Genomic DNA, 16,324 nt, shown 5'->3' on the forward strand with positions numbered 1-16,324 from the left:
AATTCCCTGCCCATAAAGTAGAAATATCTTCAAAAAGTGTCATATTTTGTACTACGTTGTCGTTGAATCTATCTACTGCCATTGGCAATTCCGCATAGTGAGATAGTTTATAATATTCTTCATAAAGTTCTTCATACTTTTTAATGGCGATATCTAAAGTAGAGTGATCTGCTAATTTTCCTTCGTAAGTAGCCTTGAAATCTAAAATTTCTTTTTTAATATTTTCAAGACTAGCTTTGTAATCTTCATCAGTTTTATATAGAAGAGTTATATCCCAAGTATATTTCTCTTCGACTTCATTTCTTGGTATTAATTTCATTTCAGTCATAGTTTACCTCCTGCAAATTATAGTTTTAAAGTCATTTGACTTAAGTTATATTATAATATGTTATGTTATATAAGTCTATAAAATAATTCCGAAAGAAAAAAATTGCGTATTGCATATAAAATTAGATTGAGTGAAATTTTGAGTTTGGTTACTTTTTAAAATTAATTTATAAGAAAGTTAGATTTCAGAGGTGTTTTAAAAGTTAAAGTCAAATTATTACGAAAAATAAATTCTAATTTATCTTTTTATTTTTCTTTGACTATTTTAGATTGTAATCTTGAATTGGGTTCATTCGATGTAATTTTAATTTTTGTTTTTTTACCCTTTCCGTAATAATTTTACTATATCGTTTTAAAAGTTAAAGTTTACTCTGAAATTTTTTTGGGTTATAATTTTAATTAAGAAGATTTAATAAAAAAAAGAGAGGTATCTTATGAAAATTGCAGTAGTAGGTGGAGGAATAGTAGGAGCGACGTGTGCTTACTATCTATCGAAAGAACAAAAAAATGAAATAACAGTTTTTGATTATAGTTTAGGTCAAGCTACTAAAGCATCGGCTGGGATTATAAGTCCGTGGTTTTCTAAAAGACGTAATAAGCCTTGGTATAAGATGGCAAGACTAGGTGCTGATTTTTATTTAAAATTAGTAAAAGATTTAGAAATTGATGGTTATAATACTGATTTTTATTCACAGTGCGGAGTATATTTATTGAAAAAAAATACGGACAAGTTACCTGAGTTAAAAGAACTCGCAGAAAGTCGTAAAGAATTATCACCGATGATAGGAAATTTAGAGATAATCTCAAAAGAAGAGGTTCAAAAGATTATCCCTAGTTTTGATAATAATGGAGATGTACTGTATGCCAGCGGTGGTGGGCGTGTAGAAGGTGAGAGATTCGTTAATACTTTGCTTACTGCTTCGAAGGCTAATCTTGTTAGGGGAAAAGTTAGTCTAAAGGTTGTAGGAGATAAGTATGAGGTTAGTGGAGAACTCTTTGATGCTGTTGTTCTTGCGACTGGTGCATGGTTAAAAGATATATTATCCCCACTTGGTTTTGATGTTGATGTTCGTCCGCAAAAAGGTCAATTAAGAGATTATAGGGTTAGGGATGAAAATACAGGAGTTTATCCGGTTATTATGCCTGAGGGTGAATTGGATATTATTCCATTTGAAAATGGTGTTGTTAGCGTAGGAGCAACACATGAAAATGACATGGGCTTTGATTTAACTGTTGATAAAATGCAACTTGACGCATTTGGTGAAGAAGCAGAGAGCTTTTTAGGTGAATTGAAAAATTCAGAAATAATAAATGAGCGTGTCGGAATTAGAGCCTATACTAGTGATTATTCTCCGTTTTTTGGAGAGGTTCCAACACTAAAAAATGTTTATGCGATAAGTGGACTTGGATCTTCAGGTTTAACTACAGGTCCGATAATTGGATATAGTATTGCTAATATGATTTTAGGTAATGATATAGAGCTAAATCCTCAAGATTATAATATTCAAAATTATATAAATCTTAGAGAAAGTATTTAAGATTTTAGTTATAGCTTGACGAGAAACAGTACTAGTTAATAAAAGAGAAGGGCTTATTTAAGAACTATCGATAAACTCGTTAGAGATTTATTTGTCGTCCTTTAGTTTATACGAAGTGATTTTGAAAGATGTTTTACCGATATTAAAAGTAAAATATCTTTTTTCTTTTATAAAAAATAGCACAGTTCCTTTATTTTATGATATAATTGAAAGTGGACTGTTATACTCATAAAATGTTGATTATTATGTATTACAACGACATTATTAATTTAAGGAAGGAGATTTTTTATGATAGCTGAATACTTATCAGGAGTAAGTACGCTAACACTAATTATTCATTTATTGGATATACTATTAGTTTGGTTTTTAGTCTATAAACTACTAAGTTTATTAAAAGGTACTCGTGGTATGCAACTTGTTAAAGGTATTTTAATTGTTATTGGATTAAAAATATTCTTTAATTTTATAGGATTTAAGACGATGACATACATATTTGAACAAGTGGTAACTTGGGGAGTGTTAGGGATAATGATTATATTCCAACCGGAATTGAGACGAGCTCTTGAATATATAGGAAGGGTACAGCTGTCTAATATCTTCAATATGAATTATAAAGACGTTCAGAAAGATTCAACTGAACATATAATAAAGGCTGTTGTTGACTCGTCTAGGCATATGGCTCGCCGAAGAATAGGAGCACTTATTGTTTTAGAAAATAACACTGGGCTTGATGAGTATGTGGAAAGTGGTATCGTTGTTAATGCTGAGGTAACGAGTGAACTTATTATTAACATATTTATTCCAAATACGCCACTGCATGATGGAGCAATGATAATAGATAAAAATAAAATTCGTGCAGCTAGTTGTGTGCTTCCTTTATCAGATAATAGATCAATTGCGAGTAGTTATGGAACACGACACCGTGCAGCTTTAGGGTTATCGGAGTTGACAGATGCCATCGTTATTGCTGTTTCAGAAGAAACTGGGAAAATTAGTGTTTGCCAAAATGGTGTGTTAACTTCTGATTATTCAACGGAGACTTTAACTAAATATCTGACTAAAAATTGGCAACAACAAGAAAGAATTATTAAATAAGAGGTGATATTATGAAACTAAAAGAAAATAATAAGTTAAAGTTAATATCATTTTTAATTGCGATATTATTATTCATATCTGTTAATGAAAATTTCAAGAATTTTTCGGTTTTAGGAGGAGACAATAGTAATAATGCTACTGCTTGGGTTAGCGATGTGCCATTAGAAGTTGAATATGATAGAGATAAGCTTTATGTCGTAGGTATTCCTAATACTATTTCTGTGAAATTATCAGGAACGCAGACAAAAGTTCAAAAGGAAAGTATCGCAAAGAATTTCAAAGCTAGACTAAATTTGAAAAATGCTCAAATTGGCGATGATCAAAAAGTTAGAATAGAGATTGAAGGTTTAGAAAGAGGTGTTGATGGCACAGCAGAACCTTCTACAATAACTATTTCAATAAGAGAAAAAGCGACAAAAGAATTTAGAGTGACGCCTGTAGTTAAGAAAGAAAGACTATTAATAGGATATGAAGTTGAAAAACTTAGTGTAACAAATGAAACGGTTAAGATTTCTGGAGCGATTGAGAGTCTTAATAGAATTAATGAAGTTCGTGCTGAAAGTGATACACGTACAAAAATTAATAGAAATACGAGAGAAGAAGCTAAATTGGTTGCTTATGATAGTGATTATAACAAGATAGAAGATATTCAAATAGAACCGAATTCAACCGTTATGAGTATTGAATTAAAAAATATTGAAAAAGAGGTTCCGTTAGAAGTAAATACAATAGGCAGTTTGCCTTCAGGATTTGAGCTTGTCAGTGCTACTGCCGATGTTACAAAAGTAACGATTAGAGCGGAGGATGCTGATAATCTTGCAAAAATAAGTGAAATGTTCGTTGATGTTGATTTGAGTGATGTTAAAGAGGAAACAGAAGAGCGTAGTAATCTGAAGATTTATCCAAAAGAAAACATTCGAATAGCGACGGATACGCCGATTGTTAAAGTAACAATTAAGATAAGGAAAAAATAATTATGACAGATAAAAAATTGATATTTTTGGCTATTAATATGCTTATAACGGTTTTTAGTTTGGCTATAATAATAGGAACTATGTTTATAGAAAATCAGAGAGCAAAAACAACTGCAATTTTTGTAGCTATAACGATATTAATAGTTCAAAAGATAGTGGAGATAAAAGTAATCAAAGAAACAAGGAAAATTAGTATTGTAATATTACTTATTATAATAGCAGTTACGGGATATTTTGGTTATAGATTACTTTAAAATATCTGGGTGAATAGTAAGGGAGACTTTAAAGTTTGATTTTATATAATTTTATTTTTAAAGTTTCCCTATAGGATTTATTAAGTAATTTTACGATTCCAAAAGACACTTTTATTGCTTATAAATTGTTACATGAAGTATTGTTATTTAAATTTTATATGGGTTTGACCTGTTAGGTCAGCCCCTTAGTTTTTAATAAATTTTCAGGAGATGTTATGAATAGATTATTTTCATCAAAAATTTATATAAATCATAGATTCAAACTTATAATGTTATTGGATTTATTTATAGTAGCATTAGGGATAGTAGCATCGATATTTTTAGGTAAGGCATCAGATCCATTCGCTATGCTTAATGGACACTATACAGAAATATTTGAATTTCTAGTGATTTCACTTGTTGTATATATAGTCAGTTTTTATTTATTCGGTACTAATAAATCTCTATGGTCATATCTAGGAGTAACAGAGATAGTTAATATTTGTATTTCTGTTGTGTTAGGGGATTTGATCACTAGTATTTTATACCAGTATATGTTACCAGATACATTCTCAAATGTTAGATTTGCAATTTTTTCACCTTTATTAATAATAGCGGGTATGATGTTTACAAGAATGTTATACCGTGCCTTACGTGAAAGAGAAGCTGGTAAGTATGGAGCTAGTACTTATAAAAATACATTCATAATCGGTGCAGGAGATGCGGGGTATATATTATTAAAAGAACTATCAAAAAATAATATTTTTCGTGCGAATGTAGTTGGTCTTATAGATGATAATCGAAAAAATTCTGTAATTAGCGGGGTTACGGTAGTTGGAACAACTTACGAGATTCTTAATCTTATTCCTAAGTACGAAGTAGAACAAGTTTTCTTAGCTATTCCTTCGATTAGTGCTTATAATAAAAATAGAATATTAAATGTACTGAAAGAAGCGAATGTTACTGTTAAGGTAATGAGTTCTGGTGTTGCTGTAGAAGATGGAGAGAGTATTTCTAAACACTTAAAAGATGTATCGATTGAGGACTTATTGGGACGTGGAGAGGTGAAACTTTCTCAAGGAGAGATTCGTTCTTATATTAAAGGAAAGAGTATTCTTGTTACGGGAGCTGGTGGTTCGATTGGAAGCCAGATTGTAAGAGAGATATTCAAATTCAAACCTAGTCAACTTGTTTTAGTAGATGTTAATGAGAATGCATTATACATGTTAGAGCGTGATTTAGATTTTGAAAAATCACATAGTAAGGAATACGAGGATATAAATTATATTTCTGAAATAGTAAGTATTCGTGAAAAAGCCGCTTTAGCTGAGGTGTTTGATAAGTATAAACCTGATGTAGTATTTCATGCGGCAGCGCATAAACATGTGCCTTTAATGGAACGTCGCCCACAAGAAGCGATAAAAAATAATGTCTTTGGAACAAAGAATGTTATGGATGTAGCGATTGAAAAAGAAGTAGAAAGATTTATTATGATTTCTACTGACAAGGCGGTAAATCCTACGAATGCGATGGGAGCTTCAAAACGTTTAACAGAGATTATTTTACAATCAAAAGGTAATAAGTACAAAACGAAATTTGCTGCGGTTAGATTCGGTAATGTATTAGGTTCAAATGGTTCTGTAATTCCTATTTTTAAAGAACAGATTAAAAAAGGTGGACCTATCACAATCACGCATAGAAATATTATTCGTTACTTCATGACGATTCCAGAAGCGGCGCAATTAGTACTACAAGCAGGATATTACGCAAGTGAAGGGGAAATCTTCCTATTAGACATGGGAGAACCTGTAAAAATAATAGATCTTGCGACAAACTTAATCAAACTATCAGGATTAGAACCATATAAAGATATCGATATCGAAGAGATTGGTCTAAGACCTGGTGAGAAAATGTATGAAGAGTTATCACTTGATTACGAAAGCAGTGAGAAAACTGATAACCAAATGATTTATAAAAATACAACTTTAGACATTGATGTAGAAGAATTAGATAAAAAATTAAATGAATTAAAATCAATGCTAGGACATTCAACAAATGAAGAAATACGTAGCAAGTTATTTGAAATAATAAATTGTTATAATGGATAAAAAAAGGAGGGCGATTCAAAAGTTATTTTGAATCTCCCTTTCTAGCTATAGGAATGACTTGAAAATCGTGATTTTGAAGAAACAAGATTTTGTCAAGTCACTCGCTAGCTAGTGTTAGAGAGTGTTTTATTTTTCTACGTTTTTAGTTTTTTTATCTATATAGTTAGTTAGAGCCCAAGATAACACTATAGGTAAGATTGTATAAACAAATTTGAACACTGATAATATGGTTTTATATTTTTGTATAAAGTCTTGACTATCCACTCTATCTAATATTAATAATAGTACGATACCAAATAACAGATAGAATACTAGAAATATGTAATATCTTTTTTTAATTTTTTCTGCGTTTAACATAGTAACCTCCCTGAAATCGCGTATTGTGTATTTACTATTTTTAACATAACATGAAAACTTTAAAAAATAAAGACTGATAAAATCTTTATTTTTATGATATAATGAAATTTAGTAGTGTTTTTTACTAGAGATAGCTAACAAAACCGTATTTAGAAGAAGATTTAATAATTGAGCGCTGATTTCAGAAGAATAACCTTTTTTGAAGTTGGTGTTTTTTTAGTTGCAAAGTGATAAAGTATAGCGAGTTATATTATTCTCTCGGATTATCTTTGATATTTCAATAGATGAATAGAGTGTGGTATAATATTTAAGTGAAATAAACTAGGAATAATTTAAGAGGTAGGGGCTGACCCAAAAGACCTAAATTTTAACAAAGTGTATATGAGAATTTATAGACGTAGTGGTTTATTGATATCTAAATTCGCTTTATAAAAGCTTTTTAGATATCTAATAAACTGTGCGGGGGTGACTCTGAAAAATCGATTTCTACGAAATCACGATTTTTGAGTCGCTCCCTTTCTAATTGATAGTGAGGTGATTAAATGAGTAAAGTTGCAGGTAAGGTAACGAAAGTTGAAAGCAAAGGATTATATATAAAATTAGAAAATGGTAAGGATGCATTTTTACCAAAGGAAAATATGTTTATAGGCAAAAAGAAGAAGTTAGAGGAGATTTTTTCTGTTGGTTTTGTAATTAAAGCTGAGGAGAAAAATACAAAAGATTCTTTAGTGATTTTAACACAAAAAGAGTTGAAGCAAGCTGAAGGTGAGAAGAAAAAAGTAGAGAAAAACTCTAAGGAAAAACAGAATAAAAAGAAAAATAAACCTAAGGTACCTGAAAAAAAAGAAGTTAAAGAACAACCTGAAGTTCAGAAAAAACAAGAAACTCAGGAAGAAAATCAGCAGCCTAAGCAAGAGACAAAAACTTTAAAAGACTTGAAAAAACTTCAATTTATAGGGAATATGAAGATTTCTGTAGGAAAAGGTAAGAAGAGTAATATTACTGAGCTGTCTGAGGAGAAAGAAGAGAAAAAAGAAATCCTTCCAGCACCAGAAGGATTATTAGAAGATATTATTGCGACGACAAAGCAAGCTAAAGGTAAGTTTGAAAAGATTAAGAAAGAACTTCAAGAAAGAGGTTATCTAGATGGACATTAATGTTTTATGGAAAAAAACTGATAAAATAGCACTAGGTCTGTCAGGAGGAGTAGATTCTATAGTTTTATTTCATCTGCTTGTTACAAAGTACAAAGATAGTTATAAAGAACTAGTAGTGTTTCATATAAACCATGGTCTAAGAGAGCAGTCTTATGAAGAAGCGGAGTTTGTAGAAAACTTTGTAAAATATTACAATGTTAAGTTCTACAAAAAAGAGCTAAATATGAAAGATTTAGCTAGAGATAGTCATACTTCAGAGGAAATGCTCGCAAGAAAACTACGTTACGATGCTTTTGAAGAGATGTCTTCGTTAGAAAGAGGTGTGAAGTTAATAACTGCTCATCACAAAAATGATCAGGTAGAAAATATCCTTATGAGACTACTTAGTGGACGTAGTATGGATTATAACTTGATGATAGAAGAGAAGACGACCATCGGAAGATTAGAAGTTTATCGTCCATTATTAAATGTATTAAAAGCAGACCTTGAGCAATATGCTGATAAAAATGACTTAAAATACTATGTAGATTCAACAAACTTCGACACTGATTATACTAGAAATAATATAAGGCATAATATCGTACCATTGTTGAACGGTGTAAATGCAGCGAGTTTTGATAATTTAATTAATTTTTCTAGTTATTATCAAAATATTAATACTGAATTAAAAAATAAAGTATTAGAAGCTAAAAATGACTATGTGATTTCCCTAGAAGAAGATAAAGTTGAATTAGATAAGAAAAAATTATTGAAAAACACCAAAGAAGAAATTTATTTCTTACTAAGAGATATATTAGCAAATAATTTCGGTATTTTTGATGTGAAACAAAGAGCGCTTTTTACAATAATAGAAGACCTAAAAAGCAGAAATAACAATAAAAGTTATGATTTGAAAAATAATTTAAAAATTATTAGCGAATATAATAGTATTTATGTTCATAAAATCGAAAAAAAATGTTATAATGATAAGATAGAATTAATAATAGATGAAGTGGATATTAATAAAGTTTATACATTTCATCAGAGTAATTTTCTAATAACGACAACTAACAACTCATCTGAAGTTGGATTTAATAAAGAGGATTTGCCTTTGATAGTTACGACTAAGAGGGATGGTGATAGAATTCAAAGAGGTAAGGTTAGCAAAAAACTTTCACGTCTTTTTATCGATGAAAAGATTCCCAAGGAACTTAGAGACAAACTTCCAGTAATTCGCAACAAAGATGGGATTTTAGGAGTTTTAGGAATAAATACTAAAGTTAACAAAAATAAAAAATACGATTATTACATAAACACGAAAGGATAAAACAGTGGAAAATTTATTAAAAGATATTGAGAAAGTTTTATTTACACACGAGGACATCGTAGTCGCTAGTAAGAGAATTGCTAAGCAAATTGAAGAGGATTATGCAGATAAGTGTCCTGTTCTAATTTGTACATTAAAAGGGGCATTACCTTTCATGGCGGAACTTTTAAAACACATTGATATTCATGTAGTTACTGACTTTATGGATGTATCTAGTTATCACGGAGGAACTGAATCTTCTGGTGTAATCAAAATCAAAAAAGATTGCGGAATGGATATTGAAGGGCGTCACGTAATTATCGTGGAAGACATAGTAGACACAGGCAGAACGCTTAAAGCACTTATCGAAAACTTAAAAGAAAGAAAAGTTGCTTCAGTAGCATGTGCTTCATTAGTAGATAAACCAGAAACTCGTGTAGTTGATGTTGAGGCAGATTACATCGGTATAGTTTCACCAAATGAATTCTTAGTAGGATTTGGTTTAGACTATGATGAGAGATATAGAAACTTACCTTATATCGGTGTTCTAAAAGAAGAGATTTACTCATAATAATATTTTAATCAAAAAAGGTCAAAATATTAGTCAAACTTTAGTTAAATATGATAAAATAAATTATGTTTAGAAAAATGATAGGAGGAAGATTGTCTATATGAATAATAAAAAAAGACAAAACCCTATCCTTGGTATGCTTGCATTAATCGTAATCGCGATTGGATTATTTGCATATTGGCAGCAAGACTTACCTGGGACAACTGAAAAAATAGACTATGCTAAACTTGTTCAGACTATTAAAGACGACAAGGTTAAAGAAATAAGTCTACAAAGAAAAGATGAGAATTACAATGTTAAAGGTACTTACACAGATGGCAATAAGAACTTCGAGAGTGTAGTAGCGGCATCTGATTCTGAAGTACAAAAACAAATTAACGAAAAAGCTAAAGATGGAAAATTAAGTGTAGTAGAGTATAAACCAGCTGAAAAAACTGGAGCAATTCTATCATTCTTAGGTAATATTATTCCACTTATCTTGTTTATGGGTGTTTTAGTTTTCTTTATGTCACAAATGCAAGGTGGCGGTGGAGGTAAAGTAATGAGCTTCCAGAAATCTAAAGCTAAAAAAATCGATGGTGGAGAAGCAAAAGTTACATTCAAAGATGTAGCTGGAGCTGATGAAGAAAAACAAGAACTTGCAGAAATGGTTGAGTTCTTAAAAGATCACCGTAAATTTACTAAGATGGGTGCTAGAATCCCTAAAGGTGTACTACTTGAGGGGCCTCCAGGGACTGGTAAAACTTTACTAGCTCGTGCTGTAGCTGGAGAGGCGAAAGTACCGTTCTTCTCAATCTCAGGGTCTGACTTCGTTGAGATGTTCGTAGGGGTTGGAGCCAGTCGTGTTCGTGACCTATTCAAAGAAGCTGAAAAGAATGCGCCATGTATCATTTTCATTGATGAGATTGATGCTGTAGGACGTAAACGTGGAAGTGGAGTAGGTGGAGGAAATGACGAACGTGAACAAACTCTTAACCAACTTCTTGTTGAAATGGATGGATTCGATGGTGAAAAAGGTATTATCGTAATTGCAGCTACTAACCGTGCTGACGTATTAGATAACGCCCTTAGAAGACCAGGTCGTTTCGACAGACAAATTAAAGTTTCTACACCTGATGTAAAAGGTCGTGAAGCTATTCTTAAAGTACATGCTAAAAACAAACCACTTGCTAAAGATGTCGAACTTCGTTCGTTAGCAGAAAAAACTCCAGGATTCTCTGGTGCGGATCTTGCTAACATCCTTAACGAAGCGGCATTATTAGCAGCTCGTGAAAATAAATCTAATATCGAAAAAGAAGACTTAGATGAAGCGATGGACAGAGTAATTGGTGGTCCAGCTAAACGTAGTAGAGTATACACTCCAAAAGAAAAACGTCTAGTAGCTTACCACGAAGCAGGTCACGCAATCGTAGGTATGGTACTTGATAGTGCTGATAAAGTACAAAAAGTTACTATTATCCCACGTGGTGATGCTGGTGGATATAACCTTATGATTCCGGAAGAAGAAAAATACTTCCAAACTCGTACAGATTTAATCGACAAAATTTGTGGATTACTTGGTGGACGCGCAGCAGAGCAAATCTTCTTTAACGAAGTATCTACAGGAGCTCATAACGACTTCGAACGTGTAACAGCTATTGCTCGTGCGATGGTTACAGAATACGGTATGAGTGATGTTGTAGGACCAATGCAAGCTCCATTCCACGATCCATACGGTGGACGTCAACTTTCAAGTATCGGTAACTATTCAGAAGAAATGCTGAAAGAAATCGATATCGAAGTTCGTAAAATTATTAACGAATGTTATGCTAAAGTTCTTCACATTATTGAAACTCACAGAGAACAATTAGAACTTATTGCACAAACACTTATCGAAGTTGAAACGATCGATAGAAAAGAAATCGTTGCTCTTTATCAATTTGGAAAAATGCCAAAAGACTTAGATGAAAGAGAAGCAGAACAACTGGATAAAGTAGTTAATAAGAAATACTACGAAGAACAAGCTCGTAAAGCCAAAGAAGAAGCTGAGAAGAAAGCTCAAGAAGAGGCTGAAAACGAAGAAGATAAAGTTGAAAAGGTTGAAGAAAAAGACCTAGAAGACGAAAAATCAAAAGATAAACCTTCTAACGAAGAATAAAAGAAAACCCTAGATTTGGAACTAACCAAGTCTAGGGTTTTGTTATACTCTTTTGAATTACTATTATAGCAACATTTAGTAAATACTCATAATCAAAAACGAGCGATAAACGAGCGATAAATGAGCGATAAATTTTTATTTTTTATCTTGCTTTTCTTCTCGTAAAGAAGTGAACTGTTGAGATTACTAGCCCGAGAATAATTATATAAATCACTTGAGAAAATACTAATGGTGTAAAGTGATTTTTCAGGATAAATATATTAACTCCCACACCTATAATTGCAGCGATACTTAACATAGAGAGTAGTGCAACTTTATATTTGTTAAGAGGTAGGCTGACTTTGGCAACCATGCATAATCCATTTATTAACGCAAGAAGAAAACAGATGAATTTCGCTTGTGAATTATCTGTGATGGCAAAGTTTGTTAGTAGTACTGTAGCTACTAAAATACCACCACCGATTGCAGCATTTTTTAGTATGTCTTTCATGAAGTTACTACTTACTTTTTCTTTATTCGCTTCAAAAGTTAGGAAGAAGGATGGAATACCGATTGTTATCGCTGAAATTATCGTAAATTGAATCGGTATAAATGCAAACTCCAAGGCGAAGATTACACTAAGTATTGAGAAAACAATCGAGAAGAATGTCTTTGTTAGGAATAGTGAAGCTACCTTTTGAATGTTATTAATAACACGACGACCTTCCATAAGTATATCGTAGAATACTCCGAAGTCATCGGTTAAAAATACGATATTCGATACGCTTTTTGCTGCGCTAGTAGCACCATTCATAGCAAAACTAATATCAGCTTTTTTAAGGGCAAGGACATCGTTAACCCCATCTCCACTCATAGCGACAGTCTTTCCAGCTTTTTGTAATACGGCTACCATTTTCTGTTTTTGTTCAGGGGTAACACGTCCGAAAATATCATTCTCAAGAACAGTTTTTTCAAACTCCTCTTCAGTCACTTTAGTCATATCGATAGCCTTAGCATCTTCTTTGAAACCAGCTTTCTTAGCGACACCGTACACGGCTATATGATTATCCCCGCTGATTATTTTCACTTCAACACCTTGTGATTCGAAGTATTTGAATGTTTCTTTTGTGTTTTCTTTTATTTCATCTGATAGAACTACATGTCCTATAAGTTTCATATTAGTAGGAACATTTGTACTGTCTTCAGTATAGGCTAATGATAAAATTCGGTAACCCTCTTTTTTAAAATTCTCGTAATACTTATCCATTTCAATAGAGAAGCCTAAAAATTCATATGCCCCAAAGAAATATGTTCCACCGTTTTGAAGTTTTATAAATGAATATTTATTTTTACTAGAAAAGGCTCCTAATTCTTCTATATCCCATTGTTTTTTGCACGTTAGATGATTCTTTAAAGCTCTAGATGTTGCATTTTCATCATCAAAATATGCAAGATAACTTGATAATTTTTTGGAAACTTCATCATCAATTTCTACAACATTCATATTACCTGTAGTGATAGTTCCTGTTTTATCAAAACAAAGGACATCTACTCTAGCAAGTGTCTCTACACAGTATAATTCTTGAACTAGAACTTTCTTTTTAGCAAGTTTCATAGCGGCGACCGCAAGAGAGACGCTGCCAAGAAGGATTAGACCTTCTGGAATCATACCTACTAAAGCTCCAGCACTACGGAGAACTATTTCTACATAACCACGTCCCAGACTAGCACCACGCATATACAGCATAATTGCGACAGGAACTAATAGAATAGATATAACTTTTAAGATTTTATCCATATAGTCACGAAGTTTAGATGGATATTTTTTAAATTCTTTAGTACTTTTAGCAAGTTTATTAATATAGCTATCCTCTCCAACAGCAATAGCTCGCACTAAACAACTACCACTAACTACGTTACTACCACTCATTACTTTATCATTAGTAGTCTTAAAGATATGGTCACTTTCACCAGTTAACAGCGATTCATCAACCTCGATACTACCTTCGATGATTTCAGCATCAACAGGAATCTGATCTCCGAGATTTAAGTGTAGATATTCTCCAAGGACTATTTCTTCAGAATCTATATTTTTTATTTCATTATCACGATTTACTCGGTATTTACTTCTACTTAGCAAACTCAACTTTTCAAGGGCATTTTTCGAACGAACTTCTTGAAAAATACCAATTGCAGTATTTATAGTAATTACACCTAAAAACAACATATTTTCAAATCTAAAAGTTGTGGCTATAAATGCTGCTAAGACTAAGTTCATAGCATTGAAAAAAGTGAAAATATTAGAAAAGATAATCTCTTTAGTAGTCTTATAAGGTTTTATTTCACTAATATTTTTTTTCGCTTTAGTTACTTCTTCACTAGTTAAATATTTCATTCTACCTCCGCCATAACTATATTTTTTAATTAGTTTCTATTTTATCACACTTTAGTATAGTTTGGAAAATTAAAGGATGGAGAGCGAGATTTCAAAACTTTTAGTTGATACTTTATCTATAAAGTAGTATTATATTATTGATTAAATTATAATATAAGTGAGAACAACATGGAAAAACTAGATTATTTAATAAAAACACTAAATTCAGAAGTAGAAATACCAGAAACGGAACAAGAAAAGAAAGATTTATTTAGAACATTGATGAGTACATGGAAAGTGTCAGAACTGCCAGGTGGATTTTATGAAGTTCAAGACGAATACTTACAAGAAGTTCTAAAAGCTAAAGGAATAACAAGATTAGAAGATTTAACTGAAATTGATAAAAATATTTACCTATGGCAAGGCGATATTACTACATTGGAAGTAGATGCTATAGTTAATGCGGCGAACAAGGCTTTATTAGGATGCTTTATCCCTCATCATAGATGTATTGACAATGCTATTCACACACAAGCAGGTCTGCAACTTAGAAAAGAATGTGATGAAATAATGAAAGAGCAAGGGACTTTTGAAAAAACAGGACAAGCTAAAATAACAGCAGGATACAATTTGCCTGCTAAACATGTTATTCACACAGTTGGACCAATAATATACCGTGTTGTTGAAGATGATGATAAGGAACTGCTTGCTTCGTGTTATAGAAATTGTCTAAAAGTTGCTTTGGAGAACAATCTTAAGAGTATTGCTTTTTGTTGTATAAGTACGGGAGAATTTAGATTCCCAAATGATCTTGCTGCTGAAATAGCGGTAGCTGAGGTTAAAAAATTCTTTAGAGAAAACCCTAATGCTAATTTAAAAGTAGTATTCAATGTGTTTAAAGATTTAGATAAAAAGTTGTATGAAGAATTGCTAGGTTAAGAGAATCAAGAGATAGCAAGTTTATATCTAATTAGGTATCGAATTTGTGATATCTAGAAAACTAAACAATAAGTAATTAAAAACAGAGTTTCGATTATATGATTTAAATTGTCATCTTAACTTGTAAAATTATAATAGCCCTCCAAAATTCGTCCAAATTCTGGGGAGCTATTATCAAATTATTGATTTATATATTTACTTGTGTTAAAATAGATTTATAAAGAGGGCACCGTTTTAAAGACGGCGACCCAAGAAAATAATTTTTTAAAATAACTATCTTACTCGGTCAAAGCAAAGATGGTTATTTTTTGTCTTTAAGTATGATTATAGATACAACTAAAGCCAATACTGCGACAATAAGTCCAGAAAAATTAATCATTAGTTGTAACGCCTCAAATACTGACAAAAGTCTACCCCTTTCTTCAAGATTGTGATACTTATGAGCATAAGAATCATCCCCTTTCATAAAGTTGTAGTCGCCACCTTTAACGAGATATTACTATCTCTAACTTCACCCTCCATCTCTGATTATATCAGAAACTGTAATGAGTTACAAAAGAAAACGAGGGGATTTAAATTTATTTTAAGACTAGTTATAGGTTACAAGTAACCACCTATATAATTTCTCAAATTTCCTAAGTAATTCAGTTTAAATTTTACTTGTGTTAATATAAATTTATAAAGAGGGTACCGTTCACACTGACTTTACTAATAATTTCTTAACCCACTACATTCTTAGAAATTATAGTAGTCGTAGTATAAATTATTCGTAATATTTTTCTTCAGTCTATAAATTTGAAAAATAAACGCCATATTTAAAAGACGGTGACTCGTGTCTAAGATTATACTAAATAACCATCTACTCGGTAATAGCCCCCAAAATTTATCCAAATTTTGGGGGCTATTACCAAATAGAGTTAGTGAGTTTTATAAAATACACGGATATGGTAATTATGACCAAGGAAAAATAGCAGTAGAAAGAATAGTAAACACTGATACAATAGCTAAAAGATACATATCTTCAGAATATACAAAAGAACAAAAGAAAAAATACCAAGAAGACTTTTTTGATTATTTAGAGAGAGGTAAATTTAAGAATGTTGAGTAGATTTTTCAAAGTAATATTATTACTATTTATGGTAGCTCCAGTAATAGTCGTTTTGTATGATGTATTAGCAGCTCCTAAAGTCTTAACAAGAGAAAACAAATAATGATAACAAATCAGAGAAAAAAGAAGAAAAATCTTCTGA

14 protein-coding genes and 1 pseudogene are annotated in these 16,324 nt (G+C 31.6%); 11 read left to right on the plus strand and 4 right to left on the minus strand.

Annotated elements, in window-relative coordinates:
• A pseudogene (locus RWS90_RS06275) lies at positions 1-328 on the minus strand (oligoendopeptidase F); the annotation flags it as partial.
• A 433-nt stretch (positions 329-761) separates the two neighbouring features.
• Here RWS90_RS06275 and RWS90_RS06280 point away from each other — a divergent pair.
• The 5 genes from RWS90_RS06280 (at position 762) to RWS90_RS06300 (ending at position 6,275) form a co-directional block, all read left to right on the plus strand.
• Entirely contained in the window at positions 762-1,865 is a 1,104-nt protein-coding gene (locus RWS90_RS06280; protein WP_314549661.1) for an FAD-dependent oxidoreductase, read from the plus strand.
• A 288-nt stretch (positions 1,866-2,153) separates the two neighbouring features.
• On the plus strand, positions 2,154-2,960 hold the full coding sequence (gene cdaA, locus RWS90_RS06285) for a diadenylate cyclase CdaA (RefSeq protein ID WP_314549662.1): 807 nt from the start codon (positions 2,154-2,156) through the stop codon (positions 2,958-2,960).
• An 11-nt stretch (positions 2,961-2,971) separates the two neighbouring features.
• Entirely contained in the window at positions 2,972-3,934 is a 963-nt protein-coding gene (locus RWS90_RS06290; RefSeq protein ID WP_314549665.1) for a CdaR family protein, read from the plus strand.
• 2 nt (positions 3,935-3,936) lie between these two features.
• Positions 3,937-4,188: a hypothetical protein gene (locus tag RWS90_RS06295; protein ID WP_314549668.1), complete on the plus strand. Its 252-nt coding sequence runs from the start codon at positions 3,937-3,939 to the stop codon at positions 4,186-4,188.
• A 215-nt stretch (positions 4,189-4,403) separates the two neighbouring features.
• Positions 4,404-6,275, plus strand: a complete 1,872-nt coding sequence (locus RWS90_RS06300) for a nucleoside-diphosphate sugar epimerase/dehydratase (RefSeq protein WP_314549670.1) — start codon at positions 4,404-4,406, stop codon at positions 6,273-6,275.
• 126 nt (positions 6,276-6,401) lie between these two features.
• Here the strand turns inward: RWS90_RS06300 and RWS90_RS06305 are convergent, their stop codons facing one another.
• On the minus strand, positions 6,402-6,632 hold the full coding sequence (locus RWS90_RS06305; protein ID WP_314549672.1) for a hypothetical protein: 231 nt from the start codon (positions 6,630-6,632) through the stop codon (positions 6,402-6,404).
• 542 nt (positions 6,633-7,174) lie between these two features.
• On the opposite strand from RWS90_RS06305, the gene RWS90_RS06310 reads away from it, so the two are divergent.
• From RWS90_RS06310 to ftsH, 4 genes are all read left to right on the plus strand, one after another.
• Positions 7,175-7,789 (plus strand): S1 RNA-binding domain-containing protein, encoded by a 615-nt coding sequence (locus tag RWS90_RS06310; RefSeq protein ID WP_314549674.1) that lies wholly within the window; start codon positions 7,175-7,177, stop codon positions 7,787-7,789.
• Positions 7,779-9,095, plus strand: coding sequence for a tRNA lysidine(34) synthetase TilS (gene tilS, locus RWS90_RS06315; RefSeq protein ID WP_314549676.1), 1,317 nt, complete (start codon positions 7,779-7,781; stop codon positions 9,093-9,095). Before RWS90_RS06310 ends, tilS begins: the two co-directional genes overlap by 11 nt.
• A gap of 4 nt (positions 9,096-9,099) precedes the next feature.
• Positions 9,100-9,645 carry a hypoxanthine phosphoribosyltransferase gene (gene hpt / locus RWS90_RS06320; protein ID WP_314549678.1) on the plus strand — a complete coding sequence of 182 codons (546 nt, stop codon included), beginning with the start codon at positions 9,100-9,102 and terminating at the stop codon, positions 9,643-9,645.
• A 100-nt stretch (positions 9,646-9,745) separates the two neighbouring features.
• Entirely contained in the window at positions 9,746-11,782 is a 2,037-nt protein-coding gene (gene ftsH, locus RWS90_RS06325) for an ATP-dependent zinc metalloprotease FtsH (RefSeq protein ID WP_314549679.1), read from the plus strand.
• Positions 11,783-11,924: 142 nt separating this feature from the next.
• Here the strand turns inward: ftsH and RWS90_RS06330 are convergent, their stop codons facing one another.
• Positions 11,925-14,156 (minus strand): HAD-IC family P-type ATPase, encoded by a 2,232-nt coding sequence (locus tag RWS90_RS06330; RefSeq protein ID WP_314549681.1) that lies wholly within the window; start codon positions 14,154-14,156, stop codon positions 11,925-11,927.
• A gap of 168 nt (positions 14,157-14,324) precedes the next feature.
• Here RWS90_RS06330 and RWS90_RS06335 point away from each other — a divergent pair, with 168 nt between their 5' ends.
• The gene (locus RWS90_RS06335) at positions 14,325-15,074 is read left to right on the plus strand and encodes a protein-ADP-ribose hydrolase (RefSeq protein ID WP_314549683.1); all 750 of its coding nucleotides are present in this window, start codon (positions 14,325-14,327) and stop codon (positions 15,072-15,074) included.
• Positions 15,075-15,375: 301 nt separating this feature from the next.
• On the opposite strand, the gene RWS90_RS06340 is transcribed toward RWS90_RS06335, so the two are convergent.
• Positions 15,376-15,540 carry a putative holin-like toxin gene (locus RWS90_RS06340; protein WP_314549685.1) on the minus strand — a complete coding sequence of 55 codons (165 nt, stop codon included), beginning with the start codon at positions 15,538-15,540 and terminating at the stop codon, positions 15,376-15,378.
• 366 nt (positions 15,541-15,906) lie between these two features.
• Here RWS90_RS06340 and RWS90_RS06345 point away from each other — a divergent pair, with 366 nt between their 5' ends.
• Positions 15,907-16,182, plus strand: a complete 276-nt coding sequence (locus tag RWS90_RS06345; protein ID WP_314549687.1) for a hypothetical protein — start codon at positions 15,907-15,909, stop codon at positions 16,180-16,182.
• Positions 16,183-16,324: the final 142 nt, after the last annotated feature.

This window comes from uncultured Gemella sp. (assembly GCF_963529685.1).
Taxonomy (GTDB): Bacteria; Bacillota; Bacilli; order Staphylococcales; family Gemellaceae; genus Gemella.